Origin of the sequence: Aminipila sp., from assembly GCF_032051575.1 — a bacterium.
In the GTDB taxonomy this organism is placed as follows: Bacteria; Bacillota; Clostridia; order Peptostreptococcales; family Anaerovoracaceae; genus Aminipila.
This window is the reverse complement of sequence record NZ_DAMBYD010000006.1, coordinates 42,972-67,974: the sequence shown is the minus strand read 5'-3', so window position 1 is coordinate 67,974 and position 25,003 is coordinate 42,972. Positions and strand designations below refer to the sequence as shown.

Genomic DNA, 25,003 nt, shown 5'->3' with positions numbered 1-25,003 from the left:
TAAAAATAGATAAATACATTGCATCTTGACTTATGCAGGCAATACATCTTCATCAAGTTTGATTCATAATGAATCATGAAATAAATTATTTTATTAGTAATTTAAACAAGTGTGTTTTAATAGTTAGTATATGAGGATAGTATTTGTGTGTTGCATATTAATCGTAAGTGTAAAATAAAGATATTCTGCCAAGGAGCTGCCAGCTTCTCATCGGACGGTAAAGGATGGTTCTTTCCCTTTTATAATTAACAAGCAATCATTGGGATATTATGTTTATTCATATTGTCTAATCTTGTAATAAAGTGTAAAATATCAGATAAAATAAAATAACTCAGGGAAAATAATTAATGAGTGTTACAGCATATTATACAAAACTGAATTTTGAATTCATTATTATTAAATAGGGGGTATTCATATGAAAGACAGATTGGAAACTGAAAGATTAATTCTCAGACCATGGGAAGAGAAGGATGCAGCGGACATATATGATTATGCAAAGGATGACAGGGTAGGTCCGATTGCAGGATGGCCTGTGCATACAAGTGTAGAAAATAGCTGTGATATTATAAAAAATGTCTTGTCAAAGGAAGGAACTTATGCAGTTGTCTTAAAAGAAACGAATCTACCGGTGGGGAGCATCGGACTGATGATTGGAAAAGAAAGCAACCTTGATATCTCAGATACGGAAGCAGAGATTGGATACTGGATTGGAGTGCCTTATTGGGGACAGGGTTTGATTCCGGAAGCTGTGCGTGAGCTGATGCGGTATGCATTTGAAGAACTTCATATGGAGAAACTGTGGTGTGGATTTTTTGACGGGAATTTGAAATCTCGCCGTGTTCAGGAAAAGTGTGGGTTCATTTACCACCATACCAATGAAAATATTCATTGGGAATTGATGGATGATATTCGCACTGAGAATATAACATGCATTACCAAGGAACAGTGGATATCCTAATGGTAATGAACAAAAATATGAGGATTATAGATTATGAAAATTATTGAGACTGAAAGATTGTATCTAAGAGAATTATGGGTTGAAGACAAGAAAGAATTAATGAAGGTATTATCTAATCCTGAGTCTATGCAATTCTATTCACACCCCTTTTGTGAAGAAGAGGTAGAAAAGTGGATTAACTGGAATATTGAAAATTATCAAAAATATAAGCACGGATTGTGGGCGGTAATCTCAAAAGATGACGAAATCTTTCTAGGGGACTGTGGTATAACTATGCAGAATATCGACGATGAAACTGTTCCGGAAATTGGTTTTCATATTATAAAAAAATATTGCAATAGTGGGTTTGCTACAGAAGCAGCGCTTGCCTGCAAAGAATATGCCTTTCAAGTGCTGAAATATTCTAAAGTATTTTCGTATACCACAATAAAGAATGCCTCTTCACGAAAGGTCGCGGAGAAGATTGGCATGCAGTTTTATAAATATTTTGAAAAGAATGGCGAAAAGCATATTGTCCAAGTAGCATTTAAGAAATAGGGCAGATTTAGGGCAAAGAGACAGCGTAAAAAAGATGTATCTAATTAAAACTGCAGCAGAAATTCTGTTCCTTCTGACGGATCACTGGTTACAGTGATTTGGATTCCATGTCTTTCTGCGATTTGCTTGGCAATAGGCAGACCTAATCCCGTTCCATTTTTATTTAATTCGGATTTTGATTTATAAAACCTTTCAAAAATATGAGGCAAATCTTCTTCAGGGATACCTATGCCATAATCGCGAACTGAAACAGTCCTGTTATTGTGGCATATGGACACAACACCTTGTTCAGGAGTAAATTTAATCGCATTATCCATAATAATCATTAACATCTGGCGGATACGTCCATAATCGCCTATGATTTTGCAAAGGGTAGAATTTTGCTCATATTGAATTTCAATTTTCTTGCTGGAAGCTGTATTTCGTGCGCTTCGAACTACGTCGCTTAAAACATCACACAGGCTTAGTTCTTGCATTTCAATGCTAAAATCTACATTTTGAAGACGTGATAAATCCAGTAAATCATCAACAAGTCTTTGCAAAAATATACTTTCATTTAGCATTTGAGAATAATACTCTTTTATTTGTTCAGGATTAGTAACAACTTGATCGCAGAGAGCCTCCAATGAACCTCGGATGACTGTTACTGGAGTACGTAGTTCATGCGAAATATTGGCAACAAAATCTTGGCGAAGTTGTGTCAGTTTTTTACTTTCACGGCTTGATAGAGCAAGGCGGTCGCTAAGAGTATCGATTGCAGAGGCAAGTTCTCCGATTTCATCCTTTGACAGAACTCCGGTTTTAACAGAATAATCCCCGCCTGCCAATTGGACAGTAGAATTTTTCATTTTCTTAAGAGGATTTGTAAAAGAAATTGCCAAGATAATCGATAGAATGCTAGCTAGGATAAGCGCAAAGAAAACACTTATAGCCAGTATCCGAAAACCTTGTCCAACAGCGTCGTCAATACCTTTTACGGGAGAATGGAGTAGTAATGCTCCAATAACTTTCCCGTTCTTCTGAATTGGAGTTCCAACTGTGAGGGTTGGTGATTTTAACAAATCACTGAAGCCTTCACTAAAGGTGGTATTACCATGAAAAACTTCTTTTACAACGGTATCTGCATCTTTCGGCAAATCTGCATAATTAAAAGACTGATTACTCATATGTCCTATAGTAATCAATTCAAGGTTTTCATCAACAATCCATACGTCTGCATTGGCGATATCATCTAAAAATCGAAGGTACGCCATATATCCGCCTTGTCCTCCTCCCATCATTCCCATTCTTTCACCAGTATTATGTTCTTCTCCAAGCAGGGTAGACAACGTGCTTGCCATTGTCGTTGCCTTGTTTTGAAGTTCAGACTTTTGGACATCAATGGTATGCTCTTTAAAAAGCATCATAAAAATTCCACCGATAATTAAAGAAAACAAAAGCAGCGTTGCAGAAAAATATAGAACTAGCCGATATAGAATTTTATTTTTCATTATTTTTCTCCTCGAATTTGTAACCAACACCCCAGATGGTTTTTATATCCCATTCATCGTGCTGAACCGTTTCAAGTTTAGCACGAAGTCGTTTGATATGTGAATCTACTGTTCTGCTATCTCCGAAATAATCATATCCCCACAAACTGTTTAATAAATTGTCACGAGAAAAGACTTTGTTTTTATTTGTGACCAAGGTCCACAATATCTCAAGTTCTTTTTTTGTTAGAGGGATAGAGATATCATTAATGGTAGCCGTATAATCTTCGAGGTTTACTACTAGATTACTGTAGGTAAATGTCTGTTGCGTTAGATTTTCAGTATGAGAAATCCGTCGTAAAACAGCACGAGCCCTTGCCATAACTTCTCCAGGGGAAAATGGCTTCACAATGTAATCGTCAGCACCTATATCCAGCCCCATAATTTTTTCAAAGTCTTCGCCTCTAGCAGTAATCATGATAATTGGAATACTGAAATGTTTTCTAATTTCACGGCATACTTCAAAACCATCCATTCGAGGCATCATAACATCAAGTAAGATGATATCAGGTTTAAAGCTTTGAAATAGTTCAAGTGCAGACAATCCATCATATGCCACTTGTGTTATATAACCTTCTTTTTTTGCATACTGCTCCAATATAGAAGTTATCTGTTTATTATCATCTGCAATTAAAATTCTTGACATAACATCACCTCATATTATTAATAAGTCGATTATATCATACCGTTAGTAAAGAGTTGTGGCAAAAGTATGTTTTTTACAATGGAAAAAACTTAATTATAGAAAGTAAAAAACATAATTTTGCCATATCTTGAAGGTATTCTGTCATCATAGTAAAACTAAACTTTGTTTAAAGAAACAGGAGGTATTAAAAATGAAGAAAGTTAAAAGATTTATAATGCTTGGAGCTATTGTGACTGTGCTTGGAGCCGTATCGGTTACGGCTTATGCAACTTCTTCCTACAGTACTCCCGCTGAAGTAACGGCAGGCGTAACAGGTAGGACGGTAGAAGAAGTAACTGCAGAAAGATATGAAACAGGGAAAACCTATGGAACCATTGCGGATGAAGCTGGAAAACTTGAAGAATTTCAGACGGAGATGGTTCAAATTAAGAAAAACATTTTGGAAGACAGGGTAGAGGCCGGCTTAATGACTCAGGAAAATGCCGGTGCTATCATTACTGCAATTGAAGAAAATCAATCAACTTGCGACGGCACAGGTAATATGATTGGGAAAAGAATGGGTGCCGGTTTTGGTGGTATGAATGGAAAAGGACAAGGAAATGGCCAAGGTATGCGGGTACAGGGTCAGTGCAGCGGAACTTGTCAAGTACAATAGTAATACGTAAGGAAATTTTCAATCACAGATGAATTTTAGAATTAGAGCTGATAAACCTTAAAGAAAAAATACAAAAAGCACCCAGAACACTTGTTCTGGGTGCTTTTTTGTGTAGTACCAATGCTTTAACCGAAGATGGGGAATTATACAACTTACAAAGTAAATTGGTTGGGTTTATTTTTTTATTTGGTTGTATTTTCTAGGATAAAAGCGTGATATTATCTAGTCAAATAGTAAAGGAGGACGCTCCAACAATTATAATTTCCTTAATATTAAGAGAAAACATTTTAAAACGGAGGAATGGAAGATGAAAATTAACGATTTTAAACTTGAATGTTATTTTGGGCTTTATGAATTTACTGCACCTTATTTACTAACTCAATCAGATTGTGAATCCATGTCAACTAAGGAATTACTTTCTTTGGAGCCTGGCTCGGAAGAAGCATATTTAAATCAATGGCTAGGATATACTGAAACCTGGGGAGATCCAGAGTTAAGACAATTAATTGCATCCCTATATAAGAACATGACTGCAGAAGATGTACTGGTTTTTCACGGCGCACAAGAGGCTATTTTCGGATATATGAATGTAATGCTTAATGAAGGAGACCATATGATTGCCATGTATCCTAACTATCAGTCTGCGTATGAAGTAGCAAATTCAGTTCCAAACTGTGAATTTTCTAAGTGGTATATAAAGGACAATGGGGAAAAATGGGTTGTAGATTTTAATGAACTTGAAGCATTAATAAAAACGAATACTAAAGTAATTGCCATTAATTCTCCTAATAATCCAACAGGATATACTTTTACGAATACTGAAATGAGTCAGTTATGTGAAATTTGTAAGAGACATGATATTTATCTTTTCTCAGATGAAGTATATAAAGGGCTGGAAATGGATGGTGAAAAGAGAGATTGGATGGCTGATCATTATGATAAATGTGTCTCGTTAGGTGTAATGTCTAAGGCATATGGACTTGCTGGGCTTAGAGTAGGCTGGTTGGTAACAAAAGATCATGAAACACTAGATAAGGTTGTTAAATTTAAACATTATACCAGTATTTGTGATTCAGCACCTTCTGAATTTTTATCTAAAGTTGCGCTTAAGCATAGTGATGAATTATTGGAAAGAAGTGCGAACATTATTAAAGAGAATTTAAAGTTAGTTGATGAATTCTTTGATCGATATCCAAATCTATTTGAGAAAAAAGCAATAACCTGTGGACCAGTTGCATACCATAAGCTTTTAATTGATATGCCTGTTAAAGAATTCTGCCAAATGGCTGTTGATAAAAAAGGAGTATTGTTGTTACCATCCAATATTTATGATATGGATGATCAATATTTCAGAATGGGATACGGACGAAAAGGAGTTCCAGAAAGTTTAGCAAAATTTGAGGAATTTTTAATTGAAGAAAAATTTGTTTAGTAATTAGTGCAGTGCCAAATAAGCTTGAGTAGTCAAGCTTATTTGGGTACTAGGAGGTAAGTATGAAAACTTTATTACTTAGTTTAAAAGATGTAGAACAAGCATTATCCATGGAAGAAGTTATCAGCGCTGTAGAACAGGGTTATATTTCATACAATGAAGGAAAAGTACAGCAACCTGATATTGTATCTATGGAAATGCCTGAAAATAATGGGGAAACCGATATAAAATCCTGCTATAACAAATTAAATGAGAGCATTTCGGTAAAGATTGCATCAGGATTTTACGATAACGGAAAAAATAATGAACTTCCTACAATGATTGGAACAATACTTCTATTTGATGGCAGGAATGGTGCACCTCTTTGTATTATGGATGGTAGTTTAATTACTGGAATCAGAACTGGTGCGGCAGGGGCTATTTCATCAAAATTACTAGCCAGAAAAGACTCTAAGGTGGTAGCAGTGTTTGGCGCTGGTGGGCAAGCAAGAATGCAGATTTATGCCTTATGTCAGGTAATGAACATACAGGAAATTAGGGTCTATAGCGAATATACAGAAGAACTGCCTAAATATAAAGAATATGTAGAACGAAACACTAAGGTAAAAGTAATTATATGTGATACACCAGAACAAGCTATGAAGGATGCAGATATTGCCATTTCCACAACCCCATCAAAGAAGTATTTAGTAGATAAATCTTTGGTTAAGCCAGGAACGCATATTGTAGCAGTAGGCGCAGATATGGCTGGAAAAAATGAATGGGATCCTGAAATCTTTAAAGGAGCAAAGATTGTAAATGATAGTATTGCACAATGTATTAGCAGAGGTGAAACTAGAAATGCAATTATTTCAGGAATTATCAAAGAAAGTGATATTTATGCAGAAATAGGAGAACTTTTATTGGGCAACAAGCCATTAAGGGAAAGCGACGATGAAATCACCATCTTTGATACTACTGGAATGGGAATTCAGGATAATGTTACTGCAGCGCAGGTATATGAAATAGCAAAGAAAAAGGGTTTAGGAAAGTATTTCGAATTCATTTAATTAGAAAGGGTGAGCCGAATTATTCCATCAATAAAAGAACTTTCAAAGATTGTAAGAACTTTAGGTTAAATTTATATAAAAGGAAGGATTGTTTATGAAAATTTTATTATTAAATGGTAGCCCTCGGATTAACGGAAACACGGGGACAGCTCTAAATCAAATTATCAAAGGTATCCAATTTAATGTCCAAGAAGCTCAAATAGAACTATTTAACGTGGCAGATTTAGAGCTCAGAGGCTGCACGAATTGTGATTCTTGTAGAAAAAACGATGGCAATTGTGTAATGACTGATGACAGCTTCAAAATTGTTCAAAAAATCGTTGATGCAGATATGATTATTTTAGGAACACCTGTTTATTATTGGGGAATTAGTTCCCAGTTGAAAACGGTAATTGATAAATTATATTCTAAGGAAAATCAGCTCCGCCAGCAAAAGAAAAAATTTGGAGTTATTGCAATTGGTGAAGCCTCTTTAGATGATCTGGAATATAAATTGATTGGTAGCCAATTTGAATGTATTTGTAACTATTTTGGCTGGAGTCTCATTTTCAATAAATCTATATGTGCTTTTGAAGCAGGAGATTTGACTGAGGACAAGATACAACTTCAGGAGTTAGAGTCTTTGAGTGTTTACATAAATAGGGAGAACGGATTCTAGCCAGTGGTGGTTTAACGACGGTTTTTGCCCTTTTAAAATGGGGCGAAATGTACAAGATACTTTTGTCTATAAAAAAATAATAGCATTAATAATCACCTTTATTCATTTATGTCATATTGTATATTAGGTAAATAAATAGCTTACTTACTCCATTAATCTGTCCTTTATAGTACATAGCACTGTTAAATTGAATTGGGAGGAGTAAATAAATATGAATATGAATTTATCATCAAAAGATAATTTTAAGGATGATTATGAAAATGGCAATAATAGCAGTAACTCATTTAGACAAATACTAAAATGCGGAGAGGTTGGCCAAGCATTATTATTTAATGGTGCGAGCATAGGAACTTCTTTACCTGCCGCAACTATCACTCTAGACAACTCTAAATTTTGTAATTCATGTAAGTTACTTGAGTTTTCATCTAATATAATTGGAACACTTTTTCAAGGGACTTTAAACTTTCAATTATACAAGTCTTGTAATAATCAACTACCAATTCCGGTTGGTCCACAATTTTCTTTTACTCAATCGATACCAGCTTTTTTTGCTAATATGTTCACATTTTTTGTATGTGATTGTAATTCATGTTCAAATGAATGCTGTACCTATAGTATAGTTGTCTCAGTTGGTGGATCTACTCCTATTATTGGTAATGTTGGAATTTTCGCAGCAAGGTTAGCCGCAATTGCAGATAATCCGGAACATGATGACTGTTATCCATGTAATAAACTTAGAAATAAAGAAAAAAAGACTATTTTAAAATGCGGAACACCAGGGGGGCAAATATCCATAGTTCCAGGTACTTTAGAAGGTACTACTTTTAACGCTAGTACTTTGAATTTAAATACTTCCTGCTTATGTAATCCATGTGTAAAGCTTGAATTTACAAGCACTATAGAGTATTCAAGTCCTACAACTATTGATAGTACAGTTGTAAACTTCCAGGTATTTAAACTTTGCCATAATCAGCGGAACCCAATACCAGTTGGGCCACAGTTGGTTTTTTCAGTTCCATTTACAACTCTAATAGATCCACCTGCAGCACCTGGATTTTCTGGTACTTCAACATTTTCTTTCTTTGTTTGTGATTGTGACATTTGCTCAAATGAATGCTGCACCTATTCAGTAGTAGCAACTACAGCTACAACTGATGCTTCTGTTGCTATTACCAACGCAAGACTTTCAGCAATAGCTGTAGATAATAAATGTAGATGCTGTTAATAAAAATTTAAAAAACTTTGTTAATATTTTAAGACCGAGGGATACTGGGAGAACAGTATCCCTCTAAAAATAACATGCCTTAATTTGGAGACAAATGAAATGGAAGATTTGTCATTATAACTTGATAGAGGACAAATTAAAAATGTGTGATATCATGTTGGAAGAATTTTAAAATAACAAGAGAAAATTTTATATACATATTGAAACCCTTTCATATTTTTTGTGTATATATATTTAGCATGCGAATAAAAAAGTTATATTGATTACTAACAAAGAGGAGGAAGGCTGATTTGACAGAGGATGAAAAGCTTTTGCTTAATTTAAAAAAGAGAAAGCGTGATGCATTAGATAAAGTAATGAAAGAGTATACACCCTATGTCAGTGTGATTATTTATAATATCATTGGAAATGTTATGACAAAGGAAGATGTGGAGGAAGTCACAGCGGATGTATTTGTGGGCCTTTGGAAGCACGCTGATTCTCTTGATAGGGAAAAGGGGACGGTCAAAGCTTATCTAGGAGCAGCAGCAAGAAATTGTGCAAAAAACAAGCTGCGTCAAGTTTCCGTTCATCAGGAATTAGATGAACGGATGACTTCTGAAAATCCTGAACCTATGGCATATCTTGAACAGAAAGAGAAGCAAAACCAATTGATTCATTTGATTTCTACACTGGGAGAGACGGATAGTGAACTTTTTATGCGGTATTATTATTATGATGAAAAAATCTCTAAAATTGCTAAGATTACAGGAATGAATGCTTCCACTATTAAAACAAGATTAGTACGTGGTAGAAAGAGGCTTAAGGAGATGCTGGATAATGAGGGGAGGAGACTATGATGAATAAACGACTTTCCAAATTGTGCTGTGAATTGAAGATTGACAGCATAGATATAGAAGAAAAAGTCAATATAAAAGACATGATTGACAGAGTAAACGGTACATTGAATACAGATATAAATGAAAGGAAAGTTTATAGAAGGCAGAAGTTAATAAAAACAATAGTGATTATCACTGCACTTCTGATCTTAGCAACAACAACAGTATTTGCAGCAGTTAAGGCAGATATTCTGAATTTGAATTTTATGGGAGATACTGCACCCTATTCGGATTTTGTGGATACGAAGAAACAAAGCGTGACGGATGAACAATACAGGCTGACGCTTGAACAAACACTAGTTTCGAAATATCAGGTATTTGTGGTTTATACTGTGGAGGGCCTGACCGATGAAGCCATAGCAAAGCTCATGAAGGAGGATTATTTTGGAATAGGATTATCGGAGATTTCTTTTGAGCCGAAATATGGTGACCGTGCAACAATTTCGAATCTTACCCAGAATGAAATAATAGGCTTAAAAACGAAAAATTCCCGGACATTTCAACTATACAGCAGTAGTTATTTTAATGAAGATGATGTGGATTTCACTTTAAGGTTTGCCTGCATGAAAGAAGGAATGCAGATAACTGTTCCTATGAAATGTAATGTGGAATCAAAGGAATTTATTTTAGAAGGGCAGCCTTATGGCAATGCAATTTTAAGATATAGTCCTCTTGGAATTTATTTTGAGAGAAACTATAAAACACAAAATGAGATGGACACAGAATTGTATTTTCGCATGAAAAACGGTGAAATCAAAACTTGCAACGATTTAGCCGATGTATTGCCTGGTGGAAGGATGAATTCTTATGACGTATTTGATGAAAAGCTTAAACTTTGGCGTTATGGCAGCACAGGGCTTTTCTATGAAATAATGGAACTATCTGCCTTTAAAAGTATTATTGTTGGTAATATAGAGTATGACATTAAGGACACCACTAAAACCAAACTGATTACCATTGATGAAACATTGCGTCCTTTTGAGTTGAAACCAGTAATTAAAGATGAAACAACCTGGATACCAGTTGAAGCACTTTGCAGTAAATTAGGAGCAAAATATCAATGGAATGAAAAGACCCGTTCTGCAAAAATCAACTACCATGATGAAATATATATTCTTAAAGATGGGAGCAGTACTCTTATGAAAAATGGTGAGGAATTTGAGCTGTTTAACCCTGTATGTATACTTAAAGGGCAGCTGATTGCACCAGAATACCTGGCTTTTGGTATGCATTTTAAGGTGAAACCAAAAGAAGAACCTTGGGAGAGTAGTGAACGTCGTCGTGTAGGCACATATGATATCAAGAATACAGTATGGGTTGTTACACCTTGATCAGGTCAATAACTATAGCTTACTATAATGGTTACTCAGAATGGAAAGTTTATCTTGTAAGAGCATCCTTAATTTTTGTGGTTTAATGGAAGTAATTTTATCCGTATAACTAAGAAAATAGTTTGAAATAAAGTTTTCTTCTCCTATATTATAGAATCCTTTAATAATGTATTGATGTTCTTCAATGCAGAGCTGCATAGAGGGATAATGCTCCTTGTAGAATAGATCGGCTCCTTTGGGGGAAATTTCAACCTCAAAATCCGTTGCTCCCTCGTGCCTAAATATAGCAGATGAGAGATTGGTCAATTCATTTATAGGTTTTGGTGGATAATGTATATCCTTACAAATGGAACGGATATTATCACAGCGAAATACCTGGACTTTATTGGTATTAAAATTAAATGCAGTTGCATACCATTGACCATAAGTTGCTGAAATGTCAAAAAATTGTACAGTGTATTGTCTTTCTGAGTTTTGTTTATTGTATGTTATTTTACAAACAGTTTCCTCAATTGCCATCTTTAATATATCTTTTAAAAGGGGACTACTGTTGTGATGCTTTGAACTTTCTAAACTTAAGATGTTTTCCATTTTATGGATTATATTAATTTGTTCATTAGAAATGCAAGTTTCAAATTTTTCTTGTAATGCTGTTACGCTTAGATGAAATGGAGTTGATTCATACGCTTTTAGCGTTATCATAGCAAAATATAATGCATACATTTCTTCAATAGTAAAAACAATAGGAGAAAGTAATCTGTTTTTTAATATACCGTATCGTCCATTTCTTCCTGTTTCAGAAAAAATTGGCATACCTATTTCCTCAAGTGACTGTATATCCCTTAAGGCTGTGCTTTTAGAAATATTGTATCTTTCCATAATGTCTTTTAAGTTAAAATAATTTTTATTATTTAGATATATCATCATATCATTGATTCGTTCTGATTTACGCATAGATATTTCCTCTCGCAACTTCTAAATGGTATCATAAACTGATACCATTTAGAAGTATACTATATCTATACAAAAAATCAAAGGAGAAATAAAATGAACACAAGAAATGAATTTATAAGAATTATGGCAAACCAAACGGAAATTGCTCTTGCTACAAGTATCAATGATGTGAGTAATGTTAGAATTGTAAATTTTTTTTATGATGATTCTACTCAAACTTTATTCTTTGCAACTTTTGGTGATAACGATAAAGTCAAAGAATTTGAACAAAACAGCAAGGTGGCTTTTACGACTGTGCCACACAATGGTAATGAACATGTTAAAGCAAAAGGAAATATCCAAAAGAGCAGTTTGAATATTTATGACATAAAAGAGCGTTTCATATCGAAAATCCCAGATTATAAAGACACCATCGAGCAAGCAGGTCAATTCCTTGTATTGTTTGAAATAAAGTTTGATACTGCAACGGTTACATTAGACTTTGAAAATATTGATACCTATTACCTGGTTTAGCTATTCCTCGATACCTTCATAATATCGTTTATCCACAAGTTGTCTTGGTGCAAATAGTGCGGTGAAGAAAGTCAGAGACTTAGAATCAACAAGGGAATTTTTTAACATAGAATGATTGGCAGAAGGTATCAGCGTGACACTTAAAAATTCCTGATGGATATTTTTTTCATATACCGCCTTTGTATTAACACTGTCTACATTTATGTTTTTTCTACCAAAGAAGAGTTTTACAGGGCTGTAGAAATGTTGTATATCCTCGGTAGCAATTTCAGGTAGCGTTTTAGCCCAAGTGATAGACGCCACTGCTTCTAAGTTCAAATGGCGTAATTTTATATAAGTGTACCTCTGACAATAAGCCTATGAGTATTAGAACCTTTAGGATGGCAGGTAATTAAAGTTACAAGGCTTTCTTGATCAGTTCCTAACAGGACAGATACGTCGTCTGGAAGCACAACTTCGCTTTCGTAAACCTTGTATTTATAAACGGTGTTATTATAGTTAATTTCTATAATATCACCGTTTTTTAATTCATCAATTCTGTTAAAATATGTCCCAAAGGTATAGTTGCGATGACCAGCAATGCAGCAATTCCCTTTTTCACCAGGTAGTACCGTTCCCTTTATATGTCCAGCACCGTATTTAAGTTGTTTTGCTTCGGAACCTTCCAGTAAGAGTTGATCTGAGGAAATGGAAGGGATGGATATTTTTCCAATCACATCGGATATAGGACTTTTTTTGGAATCCTCTTGAAAATCTATAGCCTTGGGAGTTGATACTTTTTCTGAAACTTCATATTTTCCAAGATCCATTACATACTTTTCAAACATTTGCTGCTGGGTAAAATGCATATAAGTCTTTCCAATGATAGGGATAGAAATAATTATGATACCGGCAATTATAAGTAAAGTCGATAGTTTTTTCATAAACGATGCTCCTTATTTGGCAATTTTAATAATTATAATACAGATAATAACATCTAACAATACACAATACAGCACAATACAGCACAAACAAAAATAAATTTATTTATATTGTGGACGGGATTGTGACTGTTTTGTGACCCATAGGTGCTATTATATGGAAAAAATAAGTTTACAACTTGGATGTGTATAGAATAGTTGAAATAAGACAAGGAGATTATGCATGAAAAGAGATTTAAAAGTTAGAATTAGCTTTTTACTAATTGTATTGATGATACTTATGGGAATGCCTACTGCAGCATTTGCAGGAAGTATAAGCAATTTGAATGTAGAACGCATAGAAGGAAATGATGTTACTAAGGACATCCAAATGAAGGTTCAAATCACCAATAACAATGCTGAGGTTGAGGAAGGGGATACCATTGACCCAACGAAGGATATGACAATGAAAGTAGATTTCAGCATACCGGATACCTTGATCTTAAAAGCAGGAGATTATATGCAGGTTGAATTGCCAGAGTACTTAAGATTTTCTAATCTGCACGAAACAGAGATTTATATGAAAGTAGGAGATGGACAAGTTCTTTTAGGAAATGTAACGGTTTCTGGCAGTAAAGCCATTTTAACTTTTGCAGACTCTGCTCAGAATGAAGAATATTCAGGAAGAGCAGGATGGTTTTCTGCGGGGCTTTCTTTTGATAAAACAAAGGTTGAAACATCTGAAGATAAGGTTGTAGTTACTATTTTAGGAAATGATTTTACTATTTTAGTTAAGGATCCTGATAAAGGAGTTATTTCACTGAAGAAATCGGGAAATCCAGATATAGCAAATGAAGAAATTACATGGACTATAACGGCTACTCCAAGTAAAGAAGATAAGAAGTATGATGGATACGTTTTAAAGGATACGTTACCTTCCAATACATCTTATGTAAAAGCTTCTTTTGAAATAAGGCCTTCTGCTTTAAATAAAGATAATTTAAAAATAGATGAAGCCCAAGGAACGATACAATATACCTTTGATAAGGATGTAAAGGGTATTCAGACTATAACATATAAGACAAAAATTAAAGATGTAGCAGCACATAATAACCAGGATATGACAATTACAAACAATGTAAGTCTGACAGATACGGAGACGACGACCAACGCGGCTGCTACTGTAAAAGTAAAGCCTCAATTGATTTCAAAGTCCGGTACATATATCGTGTCAAATCATTCTGTTGACTGGAAAATAACGGTGAATTCCAGTAAGGCAACACTGAAAAATGTGGTTGTAACAGATATACTTGCAAATGAAATGACTCTGGGAAGCATTCAGATAGGAAATAAAATTTTAAACCAGGACAGCAGCGAAAAACCATACTATAATCTGGATGGAAAAACCATCAGAATTTATTTGGGAGATATTAATCAGGAGGTTTCAATTCTTCTCAATACAAAGTTGGATAATACAGTAAAAGCATACGTTCAAAATAAGGCAACCCTTACTTGGGAAGATAAAGACTCCGGTATTACGGGAGGTAATCAGGGAGCAAGTGACATCGGTACTGGTATAATAAATACAAATATAACAAATGGATTTATTGATAAAACAGCAGGGGAATATAATATTAGTGGAAATGAAATGTCTTGGAACATTGATATCAATAAAGCAAATCAGAAGATTGATAATGCCACAGTAGTTGAATTGTTTGCTTATAATAAAGATGAAGTAACCTCCATTAGCAACAGTTTGCCTAATACTACTAAACTTGAAAAGTATAAGGGAAAGACTGTAAATATTAATGAAAAATATATAGCAGGATCCCTTACATTAGATAAATGTAAAACAGAAAAAATTGATGATAATACTCCATTTACTCAGAAAGGGCAATATAAAGTTAAGACAGTACAACTAAATCCTACAATAGAAGCACAAATCGTAGAAATGTATTTAGGCAATATAGAAAACACTGAAAAAATAGCTTTAAACACAAAGGTAACTGATAAAACAGCCTATGGAGTAAACAGCAAGAGCACTGCATATACCATAAAGAATACCGCATATTTATATTATGGGGATGGTAGCACACCTTTATCAGACAGTGCTTCAAAAAATCATTATAGCTGTATATTAGATAAGGACTGTGCAGTTGGTTATAACTATGTTGATCATACTATCACATGGAGACTTTATGTAAACCATAATTCTTTAAATATTGAAAACGGCGTTATTACAGATACTCTTCCAAAATACTGGGATGTAGATGGTGACGATTTTTATGAGATTTATAAGGGTAAGAGTGTTAAATTAGGCGGCGGAACTGCAACAATTGAAAAAGGAGATAAGCTTACCAAAGATGAAGTGAAAGCTCTCATTAACGGAGTAGAAGTAACCGAAAAAGAAGATGTAAAAACAATCCAGTTTAAATTTAATAAAATAAGTGATAAATATGTAATTCTTATTAAAACAAAGCTTCCAGATCAGGCTGCGCTGGATAAACAATTTGCTGTAAATGGTGACGTAACTATAAGAAATAATGCAGCTATGACAGGTGAATCCATCAGTGGAAGTCAGGGAGATTGGGAAGACGTAAACATTAAGAATAGTCTGGTTTCCAAGACAGGTGCCCTAGATAAAGACAGCAAGGGAAATTATACTGGAGATGCCACTTGGACAATTGATGTAAACAGAAATGCCATTCATTTGCCTACAGACGAATTAAGCAAGGTATATGTTATTGATAAATTACAGAATTATCTTGAACCGAAGATGGAGAATGGCAACTACAAAATACGTATTTGGGAAATGAAACTGAAGGCAAATGGCAGTTGGGAGAAAGCAGATGAAGTTTCTCAGGAAACTGTACAGTCAGGGATCACCTATAAAGACAAAGAACTGCGTATAAAGCTTCCTAAAACAGATGGCTCCTATAGGATTGAGTTAGTCACAAGACTTACCAGTGATACAGTAACGGAAATTAATAATACTGCATTCTTAGAAGGTGTAAAAACAGATATTGTTTCCAAAAACGAGACCATTAAAATTGAATATGCTGATGGAGGTGCATGGGCAAATTTAGCAGGCAAAATAATCTTAACCAAGAAGGCCGAAAAGACCGGTATTCTCCTTGAAGGAGCAGTATTCCAATTGTATGAGATTTCTGATGATAGTAAGCCAGTGGAAACCCTTAAATATACAAAGGTAACGGACAAAAAAGGAATGATCCAGTTTGGACGTTTAAATTCTGGAAAATATAAGCTTGTTGAAGTTACAGCACCTGTAGGATACGAAATTGATAAGGACTCAGCAAGCAGAATCATAGAACTGGATACTTCCAATAATGATACACGAATAGTTAATCTAAATATTACTAATAAACCACTTTTAAGAGCAATTCAGCTCTTAAAGACGGATGAACTGGGAAAAGCTCTTCCAGGTGCAGAGTTTACATTATATAAAAAGGCCATAGCAAATGAGAATGCTATAGCAAAGTCAGAAAGTGCTGTAAATGGTTCTGTTACTTTTAATAATGTAGCAATGGGTGAATATTATATTGCGGAAACTAAGGTTCCAACAGGATATTCAGCTAGCACAGCAAATGCCATTATAAAGGCCGTAGTTGACAAAGATGGTAAAGTTTCATATTTCTCTGGTGATAATTTTGCGAATGCTGTAACCGATGTCCCAACAATTAAAAATGAGGCATATAAGGGAAATGTGGTGATTTCTAAAGTAGATAAAGCAGGAAGCCCTTTGAAGGGAGCAGAATTTACACTTTATGATGAAAATCAAAATGTTGTGGCAAAAGCTATATCAGAAGGAGATAAGGGTATAGCCAAATTTGAAAAACTCAGATTTGGAAATTACACCATAAAGGAGACATCAGCTCCTTCAGGCTACATAGCCAGCGACAAATTCATAAACATTACTGAAAAAGATTTTGTGAAGAATAATGTTGATCTTGCTTACACTGTAGAAAATGAAAAACGACCAGATGGGGGGAGCAGTGGTGGAAGTCACAACAAACCAACTAATCCTGAAGAAAAGCCACAAGTAAACATTCCTGATGAAGAGGTTCCACTAAATAATGCTACAGAAGATTCACCCAAAGCGGATCCCGTAATAATTGAAAATCAGGAAACACCACTAGGAGAAGGTACCATTGAAGATAAAAATGTACCGCTTGGTAAACTTCCAGCAACGGGTGGTATAGGTGAAGAAATTTTCTTTGGTTTTGGTGCAGGACTTGTAGCACTGGGAGCAGGATTAAGAAGAAAAGTAAATAAAGAGAAATAAGGTTAAAGAATTAAAGAGGAGAATTAGTATGGTAAAAAGAAAAATAAGTGTCATGTTGGTTGCTTTGATGGTAACTTTCGCTATACCAACAATGGCTTTTGCTACGGATGAAGCAGCAGTAGAGACGCCTACGGTAGAAGGACAAGTCACAGAACAGCCTGCAGTAGAAACGCCTTCAGTGGAAGCCCCGGTTACTGAGCCGCTTGTAGCGGAAATACCAGCTGATGAAGCACCAGTTACTGAAATTCCAACAGATACGCAAGTAGAGGAAACACCGGCTGTTGAGCAGCCAGTAGTAGAAAAACCAGCATCTGAAAAGCCAGTAGTAGAAGCACCAGTTACTGAGCAGCCAGCTGTTGACAAACCAGGTAATGAGGCACCAGCAGTAGAAACTCCGGCAGTAGAGGCACCTGCTGTACAGCCAGTTGCAGAACTGCCAAAAGAGGAGAGTACTTTAATTATTCATCATTTATTCCAACAGGGCGATGTAGTATGTGATGATTACGAGACTGTAGATAAACTTACTGTTGATGATAAAATAAATTTCAAAAAATACAGTTATGAGGATAAGTATGAATTTGTTACATGTTTGAATGGAAGCGATTCCATTGAACTTCAAGCAGGAACTAACAACATTACAATAAAGTACACTTTAAAAAGTGGATTTAAAGTAGTTTAATATGAGTACTAAGACTGAGAAGTAACTAAACGACGACGGATATTTTGTATATTTTTAGGAATGACAAAATATTCGCCGTCTTTTTTATTGACATGAGTAACTTTATAAAGTATATTGATTATGGATATATCAATATTAGATATATATAATCTATAATTGGAATCTATACAATTTAAATCAAAAGAGTAGTGTGCTATTGGGGGATATTTATTATGAAATACACAATAAGGCCTTTTAGATATGGGCCGTATGATTATAGAGATGCTGAAAATTTGCTAAATAAAATGTCTCAAAAGGGGTGGGAATTTAAAACAACATCTAAAGGATGGCTTAGAAATTGGGCTATGTTTGAAAAAACAAAAGATGAAAATAAAATTACATATAACATTGATTTAAAGGGGTCTATGACGGATAGTGAAAAAGAGGAATACTACAGATTTTATGATGATTTAGGATGGCATTATCTAGATACCTATAATAAAAAGTTAAATATTTTTAAAACAACTAATAAAAACAATATTTCGATATATTCGGAGGAACAGGCAGAATATGAAAATTTAAAAGAATATGGAAAGCCTTCAACAGATATGTGGCTAATATTACAATTGCTAGGAACGGCATTCTTATTATATTTCAATTTTCAACTGATAGATGTACACTGTTTAATCGTATCATATGCTCTAATGGTTGCATTAACCATGTGTCTAATAGATGCGGCAGTAAGTATAACTTTAAATATAATGTATCGGAGCAACTGTAAAAAAAGTATGGAAAATACAGGACAGCTGCCTGAAAATGTGCTGCTTAAAAAATGGCGGGTTTGGGAGTTTTACGGTGATAATTCTTTAATATTGTTAATGGGTATGATGCCCATATTGGGGTTTGGGTACAAAATTTGGGAAAATGATTTTATATCTAGAAATGAAGTACTATTGTTTGGAAAAGATATTTATTTTGCAATGGCACTAGTGGGTTTTTGTGGAATGTTTGTAATAAACTATATCTATATGACTAAACCAGATAAGAGTTATTTAAGGATAATAGATTTTATATTTGACTTCAGCTGGTTATTTGCGTTTTCGATATACTTACAATGCATGTGCTAAAATGTGTAAATTGTAGAAAAATGGAGGAAATAAAAAAATGGCAAGAGAGCAATTAAAGACATTGACAGAACCAATGTATTATATTTTATTATCTTTAATAAAAGAAAATCATGGATATGGAATTATGCAAATGATTTCTGAAATAACAGAAGGCAGAGTGCTAGTTGGTGCTGGTACATTATATACACTTTTAGGAAGATTTGAACAGGAAAAAATAATAGTACAGACGGCAGAAGAGAGCCGAAGAAAAATATATACATTGACGGAAAAAGGTCAGGGAATATTAATGGGAGAATATGACCGGTTAAATAAAATGGTAGCTGATGGTGATAAATTTATGAATTTTAATGGAGAAAGACCTCAGCCTCCCAATGATACATCCAGCGGGATAACAATGCCGGTTGAAGAATTAGATACTGAAGAAAAAAAGAGAGAAGAGAAGACACAAAAAGAAGAAAAAGAAGGGCAAGATAATAAAAAATGGCTTGATGGACATTTAGGAAAAGGTAAAATCGGGAAAGGCATATTGGTACCGTCATGTTAGGAAATCAAAATTCACAAGCTTATTGTGCAAGTAAAGAAAAAATAGAAAGAAGTATAGGCAAAACTATATTGATTAGAATTTTATGCTTTGCGTGTTGTTTTATATTAATATGGCAGGGGTATGGTGTATACAAAAATTTAGCAGAAAAAAACTGTGGTGTTGAAGGTGTAGAATGGATAATTCCCTTAAGCAAAGACTTTGATTATGAAGCTAAGGATGCATACATTACTCAGAAAAGCCTTGAAGAAATAGGACTTGGGTTGGTAACAAGACAAGAAAAAGTGAAAGGTGGAATTTCTAGCTATTACGAAACTTATTTTGGAGTAGAAGATAAAAATGGAAAGGTCATAATCCAGCCCAAATACAATTATCTTAGTATTGATAAAGATGAAAATTACATAAAGGCATTATATTATAACCCAGATGAAGATGCATATGCTGATTTGAAAAATATAGTTCATTATTATAACTTTGACGGCAGTGATTATGTAAGGGGTAATTATTGTGAAGGTGAGTATTTTCAAGATGGTTATGCAGTTGTTGGGGTGCCTTGGGAACAATCAAAGAATCTTCTTTTTAAAAAGAAAGTTCTTGTAATCAATGAAAAAGGTGAAGTTGTTTATGAAAGCCCGTACAGTAAGGTTAGCAATGTACCTGGGATGAAAGGGTGTTTTGTTTTAGGGTATGAAGATACAATGTTTAATGATGAAAAAATGGGGATAATCAATCTTAAAGGTGAGATACTGGTTCCACTTGAATATTATTCTATAGAATGTAACAAGGAGCAGCAAATAATATATCTGACAAAGCTTGATAAAAAAGGCAATGAGATACTGTATTGTATGGATTATCAGTTTAATCCTATTCCAGTAGATGAAACGTGGAAATTTAGAGCAAACCATAAGTTTGAATACGTTAATCCAGTTGGAAAAAGTGCTGTTTATAATGCTGATGTAACAATGACTAAGGAAGATATTTTTAAAAATGCAAGGACAGTAAATGAAGATGAAAATGGCTGGCATATAGTAGATGGAAACGAAGAAATCATTGCAGATTTTTCAGATTGTATAAAAATGTATGACTTTTCAGAAGGTGTTTCTGTAGTAGAATATGCAGATAAAATAAAGTATGTAGATACAAGTGGAAAGGTTTTATTTGAAACTAAAAAGGTAAAGGGCTATGACTTAGACGAAGAATATGGCGGTAATTACTTTTCTGATGGAACTATTCAATTTGCAGAACATAGATCAAATTTTTTAGGTAAGGATTATAAAGTAGGTCTGTTAGATAAAACCGGGAAAGTTTTACTTCCTGCGGAATTTGATTATATAGGGGGAATTTTAAATGATGGAAAAGATCAACAGGTAATAGTTAGAAAAAATGGTAGCTATGGGGTAGTTGTCATACACCTCTCAAATTGGGAAGATACAACAGAATAGATTTAAGGAAGAGGGATACTGGAAGAACGGTATCCCTTTTAGATTGCTACTATCAAGTCGTAAATAACTTTTTTTAAATGTGGACTATCTTTTTGCATTTCTGATTCGTTATACATAATAGAATGGAAAAAATATTTTGAACATTGATAATAAATGAGAAAGGAGGATTTTGTGGACGCTGATTTTCTATTGATTAGGAAAATAAAGCAAGGGGATGAAAAGGCTTTTGATTTATTTATCCATAAGTACTATAAAGAAATTTTGACATACTGCAATTATCATTGCTTTGATAAAGAATATGCTGAAGATTTAACGCAGGAAACTTTTGCGCGGTTTTTCGCAAAAGTGTCTGATTATCATTATAAAGGAAAGACGAAAAATTACTTATATACGATATCTGGAAATTTATGTAGAGATTTTTATAAAAAGAAAAAAGAGATACCTATCAAAGACATGAAATTAAGCGAAAAAGCAGAACCGGTAGAACATCAGATGTCAGATGTAGTAAATAAACTTACTATTGAGTGGGCATTAAAGCAACTGCCAAATGAATTTTATGAGGTTCTTATCCTTTATTATTTTCAGGAACTTAAACTGAAAGAAATAGCTGGTGTACTGAAAATAAGCTTGCCATTAGTAAAATATCGGCTTAAACGAGCAAAAATACAATTGGAAAAACTGTTGGGAGAGGAGGAAATATATGAATCTGGAAGAACAACTTATGAACTATAGCAAAATAGTACAAGCAGAGACAGCGGAGGAAAAAATACAGGAAACAATCAGACAATCAAAGGAAGTATTTTATGCAACAGAACAGGAGAATAGGTTATCTTACCACGAATTTTTATGGGCACAGTTGAAATTGATACAGAAAAGATGGTGGATTTTTCAATTTGTACTTTTATTCATATTAAGAATAATGTTGGTATCCGCATATGAGGATACCTATATCCAGAGGGGGATGGGAGTTATGGCGTCATTGTTTGTAATTCTTATTATTCCAGAATTCTGGAAAAATAGATCATGCAGGTGTATGGAAATAGAGGAATCCGCCTACTATTCCCTGAGGCAAATCTATGCAGCACGTATGGTATTGTTTGGTATAGTAGACATTTTGCTGCTTACTATATTCTGTGCAACAGTAACAATGGAATTGCATTTTGAACTGACGAAGTTGCTTGTTCAGTTTCTTTTGCCAATGATTGTAACAGCTTGTATTTGTTTTGGTACATTGTGCAACAAATATATTTTAAATGAAGCTGTTGCAATTACCTTATGTATTGTGTGGAGTGCATTATGGTCACTTATCACTTTAAGTGAAAGGGTATATACAATAATTACATTGCCAATATGGCTGGCTTTAGTGATGTTTGCACTTATTTTCTTATGTATTACTGTTTATCGTACTTTAAATAGTTGTAACAAATATTGGGAGGTGGATTTTAATGGAATTGGAATTGATTGATTTAACAAAGAGTTTTGGCGATTTTACCGCTGTAGACCATATGAACCTTACGATGACTAATGGTGTGTATGGTTTGTTAGGTGTTAATGGTGCAGGAAAAACCACTTTAATGAGGATGCTCTGTACTTTACTCAGGCCTACAAGTGGACGTATAACCTGCAATGGAAAAGATATTTTTAAAATGGACGGGGAATATAGAAATTTATTAGGGTATTTACCACAGGACTTCGGGTTTTATCCTGAGTTTACAGTGCAAGATTATCTTCTTTACATTGCTACAATTAAAGGAATCCGCCCCGCTGTGGCAAAAAAAGCCGTAAAAGAGCTGATCGCTCAAGTGGGACTTACCAAATCAGCAAATAAAAAAATGAAGAAATTATCTGGTGGTATGAAACGTCGAGCTGGAATTGCACAGGCAATGTTAAACAATCCCCAGATTTTAATACTTGATGAACCTACCGCAGGACTTGACCCCAATGAAAGAATACGCTTTCGTAATTTGATTAGTGAGCTTTCAGAAGAACGTTTGGTTTTATTGTCTACACATATTGTTTCTGATATTGAGTATATTGCCAATGAAATCTGGTTAATGAAGGATGGAAAAATTGTTCGTAAGGGAACATCGCAGGAAATCATAGCTTCAATGCCTGAAAAAGTCTGGAAGTGTTTTGTAGAACATTCCTTGGTATCTGCAATCATGAAAAGATATAAGGTTTCTAATATGAAATCAGAATCTCATGGTGTAGAATTACGCGTTATTTCATCAGAAAAGCCTTTTCCTGAGGCAGTTTGTATAGAGCCGTCCCTTGAAGATGTATTTTTATACTATTTTGGAGAAAAGGTTGGTGATGAAAAATGATTGGATTTGAAATAAAAAAAGTGTTTTCTAAGCCTATAAACAAGGCGGCACTGTTGTTTTTGATAGTTACACTTATTATTGTAAGTATTCTCACGATTAATAATGTGAGATATGTGGATGAAAATGGAGATGCAACAACGGGAATTACCGCAGCAAAACATTTGAGAGAGTTAAAAAATCAGTGGGCAGGTTATGTTAAGGATGATGTGCTTTCAAAAGTAATTGAAGAAAATACTGCAATTAACAATTCGAAAGAAGCTTTATCTGACATCGTACAAGAAAAAGATAAAGCATATGCAAAAAAACAAGGGTTTTCTGATATTGTAGACATGATAAGTAATGCATTTGTGGGCTTTGGAGAATATGATTATTATAGAGCTGACCGTGTTACAACTGAAGAAGTAGGCATGGTTTATGAAAACAGAATTTCAAATTTAAAAGAATGGCTTGATTCAGGTAAGGAGCATTTTTCAGATGCAGAAAAAGATTTCTTAATTGGACAATATCAAGCACTTAAAACACCTTTTTATTATGAATATACAGATGGCTGGCAGGCTTTATTACAAAATATTTCTACGGTTATTCTAATATTGGCACTAATCATTGGATTTTTTGTAGCGGGTGTTTTTTCAGATGAGTTCCAATTAAAGGCTGATTCTATTTTTTTTTCGACAAAGCTAGGAAGAAATAAAGCAGTTCGTTCAAAAATAGGAGCGGGATTTTTAATTACCACTTTGACATACATAATATTTGTATTCTTGTATTCTATGATTGTGCTTTTATTATTGGGAACAGATGGCGCAGGGTGTCCAATACAATGGAGTATGTGGAAAAGTTTTTATAATGTTACATATTTTCAAGCGTACCTTCTTATTGTTTTTGGAGGATATATAGGAACTCTATTTGCCATGACGGTTTCAATGCTTGTATCAGCCAAAACGCATTCAACAGTGGTAGCAATCATGATACCTTTTATCCTATTATGTGTGTTCCCGTTTTTAAGCAGAATTATAACATTACCTCAAATCTGTTCACTTTTTCCAGACCAGTTGTTAGAGGTATTTGTCATTCTGAAAGATTCTGGATTATATGAAATAGGTGGAAAAGTAATGGGAACAATAGCTGTTATTATACCTGCCTATTTGGTACCTTGTATTGTTCTTCAACCAATATTGTATGGTGTTTATAAAAGGGCAGAAATAAGATAAATGAAACGAAATACTAAACGGAAATTAAATAACATAAAGATATTTGCATTTCTTCTCTTTATTGTTTTGCATATGTACTGCTGACAAAAAGAACATGAAAGAGTGAGTAGGTTTTAGCTCTACTCACTCTTTTCCT

The 25,003-nt window shown here is 34.2% G+C and carries 24 protein-coding genes; 19 read left to right on the top strand and 5 right to left on the bottom strand.

What is annotated here, in order from left to right:
* The first annotated feature begins 415 nt into the window (after positions 1-415).
* Positions 416-958, top strand: coding sequence for a GNAT family N-acetyltransferase (locus RTW14_RS09475; RefSeq protein WP_312650045.1), 543 nt, complete (start codon positions 416-418; stop codon positions 956-958).
* Positions 959-991: 33 nt separating this feature from the next.
* On the top strand, positions 992-1,495 hold the full coding sequence (locus tag RTW14_RS09470; RefSeq protein ID WP_312650041.1) for a GNAT family N-acetyltransferase: 504 nt from the start codon (positions 992-994) through the stop codon (positions 1,493-1,495).
* 44 nt (positions 1,496-1,539) lie between these two features.
* On the opposite strand, the gene RTW14_RS09465 is transcribed toward RTW14_RS09470, so the two are convergent.
* Together RTW14_RS09465 and RTW14_RS09460 are read right to left on the bottom strand one after the other, a co-directional pair.
* Positions 1,540-3,012 carry a sensor histidine kinase gene (locus RTW14_RS09465; RefSeq protein WP_331654428.1) on the bottom strand — a complete coding sequence of 491 codons (1,473 nt, stop codon included), beginning with the start codon at positions 3,010-3,012 and terminating at the stop codon, positions 1,540-1,542.
* Positions 2,975-3,670, bottom strand: a complete 696-nt coding sequence (locus RTW14_RS09460) for a response regulator transcription factor (RefSeq protein WP_312650038.1) — start codon at positions 3,668-3,670, stop codon at positions 2,975-2,977. Before RTW14_RS09460 ends, RTW14_RS09465 begins: the two co-directional genes overlap by 38 nt.
* 190 nt (positions 3,671-3,860) lie before the next feature.
* Here RTW14_RS09460 and RTW14_RS09455 point away from each other — a divergent pair, with 190 nt between their 5' ends.
* The 7 genes from RTW14_RS09455 to RTW14_RS09425 all read left to right on the top strand — a co-directional run bounded on the left by RTW14_RS09455 (position 3,861) and on the right by RTW14_RS09425 (position 10,898).
* Complete coding sequence (locus RTW14_RS09455) at positions 3,861-4,325, top strand: DUF2680 domain-containing protein (RefSeq protein WP_312650034.1); 465 nt, start codon at positions 3,861-3,863, stop codon at positions 4,323-4,325.
* Between the two features lie 307 nt (positions 4,326-4,632).
* Positions 4,633-5,757, top strand: coding sequence for an aminotransferase class I/II-fold pyridoxal phosphate-dependent enzyme (locus RTW14_RS09450; protein ID WP_312650031.1), 1,125 nt, complete (start codon positions 4,633-4,635; stop codon positions 5,755-5,757).
* A 62-nt stretch (positions 5,758-5,819) separates the two neighbouring features.
* Positions 5,820-6,806 (top strand): ornithine cyclodeaminase family protein, encoded by a 987-nt coding sequence (locus RTW14_RS09445; RefSeq protein WP_312650029.1) that lies wholly within the window; start codon positions 5,820-5,822, stop codon positions 6,804-6,806.
* A 94-nt stretch (positions 6,807-6,900) separates the two neighbouring features.
* The gene (locus tag RTW14_RS09440) at positions 6,901-7,464 is read left to right on the top strand and encodes a flavodoxin family protein (protein ID WP_312650026.1); all 564 of its coding nucleotides are present in this window, start codon (positions 6,901-6,903) and stop codon (positions 7,462-7,464) included.
* A 211-nt stretch (positions 7,465-7,675) separates the two neighbouring features.
* Positions 7,676-8,689 carry a DUF4489 domain-containing protein gene (locus tag RTW14_RS09435; protein WP_312650024.1) on the top strand — a complete coding sequence of 338 codons (1,014 nt, stop codon included), beginning with the start codon at positions 7,676-7,678 and terminating at the stop codon, positions 8,687-8,689.
* Between the two features lie 290 nt (positions 8,690-8,979).
* Positions 8,980-9,528, top strand: coding sequence for an RNA polymerase sigma factor (locus tag RTW14_RS09430; RefSeq protein WP_312650021.1), 549 nt, complete (start codon positions 8,980-8,982; stop codon positions 9,526-9,528).
* Complete coding sequence (locus RTW14_RS09425) at positions 9,525-10,898, top strand: stalk domain-containing protein (protein WP_312650018.1); 1,374 nt, start codon at positions 9,525-9,527, stop codon at positions 10,896-10,898. Before RTW14_RS09430 ends, RTW14_RS09425 begins: the two co-directional genes overlap by 4 nt.
* A 12-nt stretch (positions 10,899-10,910) precedes the next feature.
* Here RTW14_RS09425 and RTW14_RS09420 read toward each other — a convergent pair whose 3' ends face one another.
* On the bottom strand, positions 10,911-11,852 hold the full coding sequence (locus tag RTW14_RS09420) for a helix-turn-helix transcriptional regulator (RefSeq protein WP_312650015.1): 942 nt from the start codon (positions 11,850-11,852) through the stop codon (positions 10,911-10,913).
* A 93-nt stretch (positions 11,853-11,945) separates the two neighbouring features.
* Here RTW14_RS09420 and RTW14_RS09415 point away from each other — a divergent pair, with 93 nt between their 5' ends.
* A complete protein-coding gene (locus RTW14_RS09415) occupies positions 11,946-12,365 on the top strand; it encodes a pyridoxamine 5'-phosphate oxidase family protein (RefSeq protein ID WP_312650011.1) in 420 nt (139 codons plus the stop codon).
* Here RTW14_RS09415 and RTW14_RS09410 read toward each other — a convergent pair whose 3' ends face one another.
* A complete protein-coding gene (locus RTW14_RS09410; protein WP_312650008.1) occupies positions 12,366-12,683 on the bottom strand; it encodes a hypothetical protein in 318 nt (105 codons plus the stop codon). It abuts the gene before it with no gap.
* Between the two features lie 11 nt (positions 12,684-12,694).
* Positions 12,695-13,288: a class D sortase gene (locus RTW14_RS09405; protein ID WP_312650005.1), complete on the bottom strand. Its 594-nt coding sequence runs from the start codon at positions 13,286-13,288 to the stop codon at positions 12,695-12,697.
* A gap of 220 nt (positions 13,289-13,508) precedes the next feature.
* On the opposite strand from RTW14_RS09405, the gene RTW14_RS09400 reads away from it, so the two are divergent.
* The 9 genes from RTW14_RS09400 to RTW14_RS09360 all read left to right on the top strand — a co-directional run bounded on the left by RTW14_RS09400 (position 13,509) and on the right by RTW14_RS09360 (position 24,867).
* The gene (locus tag RTW14_RS09400) at positions 13,509-17,567 is read left to right on the top strand and encodes a SpaA isopeptide-forming pilin-related protein (RefSeq protein WP_312650002.1); all 4,059 of its coding nucleotides are present in this window, start codon (positions 13,509-13,511) and stop codon (positions 17,565-17,567) included.
* 28 nt (positions 17,568-17,595) lie between these two features.
* Positions 17,596-18,246, top strand: coding sequence for a hypothetical protein (locus RTW14_RS09395; protein ID WP_312649998.1), 651 nt, complete (start codon positions 17,596-17,598; stop codon positions 18,244-18,246).
* Between the two features lie 212 nt (positions 18,247-18,458).
* On the top strand, positions 18,459-19,352 hold the full coding sequence (locus RTW14_RS09390; RefSeq protein ID WP_312649995.1) for a DUF2812 domain-containing protein: 894 nt from the start codon (positions 18,459-18,461) through the stop codon (positions 19,350-19,352).
* Positions 19,353-19,389: 37 nt separating this feature from the next.
* Positions 19,390-19,896: a PadR family transcriptional regulator gene (locus RTW14_RS09385; protein WP_312649992.1), complete on the top strand. Its 507-nt coding sequence runs from the start codon at positions 19,390-19,392 to the stop codon at positions 19,894-19,896.
* Positions 19,890-21,335 carry a WG repeat-containing protein gene (locus tag RTW14_RS09380; RefSeq protein WP_312649989.1) on the top strand — a complete coding sequence of 482 codons (1,446 nt, stop codon included), beginning with the start codon at positions 19,890-19,892 and terminating at the stop codon, positions 21,333-21,335. The genes RTW14_RS09385 and RTW14_RS09380 overlap by 7 nt, the downstream gene beginning before the upstream one ends.
* Positions 21,336-21,506: 171 nt before the next feature.
* The gene (locus RTW14_RS09375) at positions 21,507-22,067 is read left to right on the top strand and encodes an RNA polymerase sigma factor (protein WP_312649986.1); all 561 of its coding nucleotides are present in this window, start codon (positions 21,507-21,509) and stop codon (positions 22,065-22,067) included.
* Positions 22,036-22,800: a hypothetical protein gene (locus tag RTW14_RS09370; RefSeq protein ID WP_312649984.1), complete on the top strand. Its 765-nt coding sequence runs from the start codon at positions 22,036-22,038 to the stop codon at positions 22,798-22,800. The genes RTW14_RS09375 and RTW14_RS09370 overlap by 32 nt, the downstream gene beginning before the upstream one ends.
* Positions 22,781-23,659, top strand: coding sequence for an ABC transporter ATP-binding protein (locus RTW14_RS09365; RefSeq protein WP_312649981.1), 879 nt, complete (start codon positions 22,781-22,783; stop codon positions 23,657-23,659). The genes RTW14_RS09370 and RTW14_RS09365 overlap by 20 nt, the downstream gene beginning before the upstream one ends.
* Positions 23,656-24,867 (top strand): ABC transporter permease, encoded by a 1,212-nt coding sequence (locus tag RTW14_RS09360; protein WP_312649979.1) that lies wholly within the window; start codon positions 23,656-23,658, stop codon positions 24,865-24,867. The genes RTW14_RS09365 and RTW14_RS09360 overlap by 4 nt, the downstream gene beginning before the upstream one ends.
* Positions 24,868-25,003 lie beyond the last annotated feature (136 nt).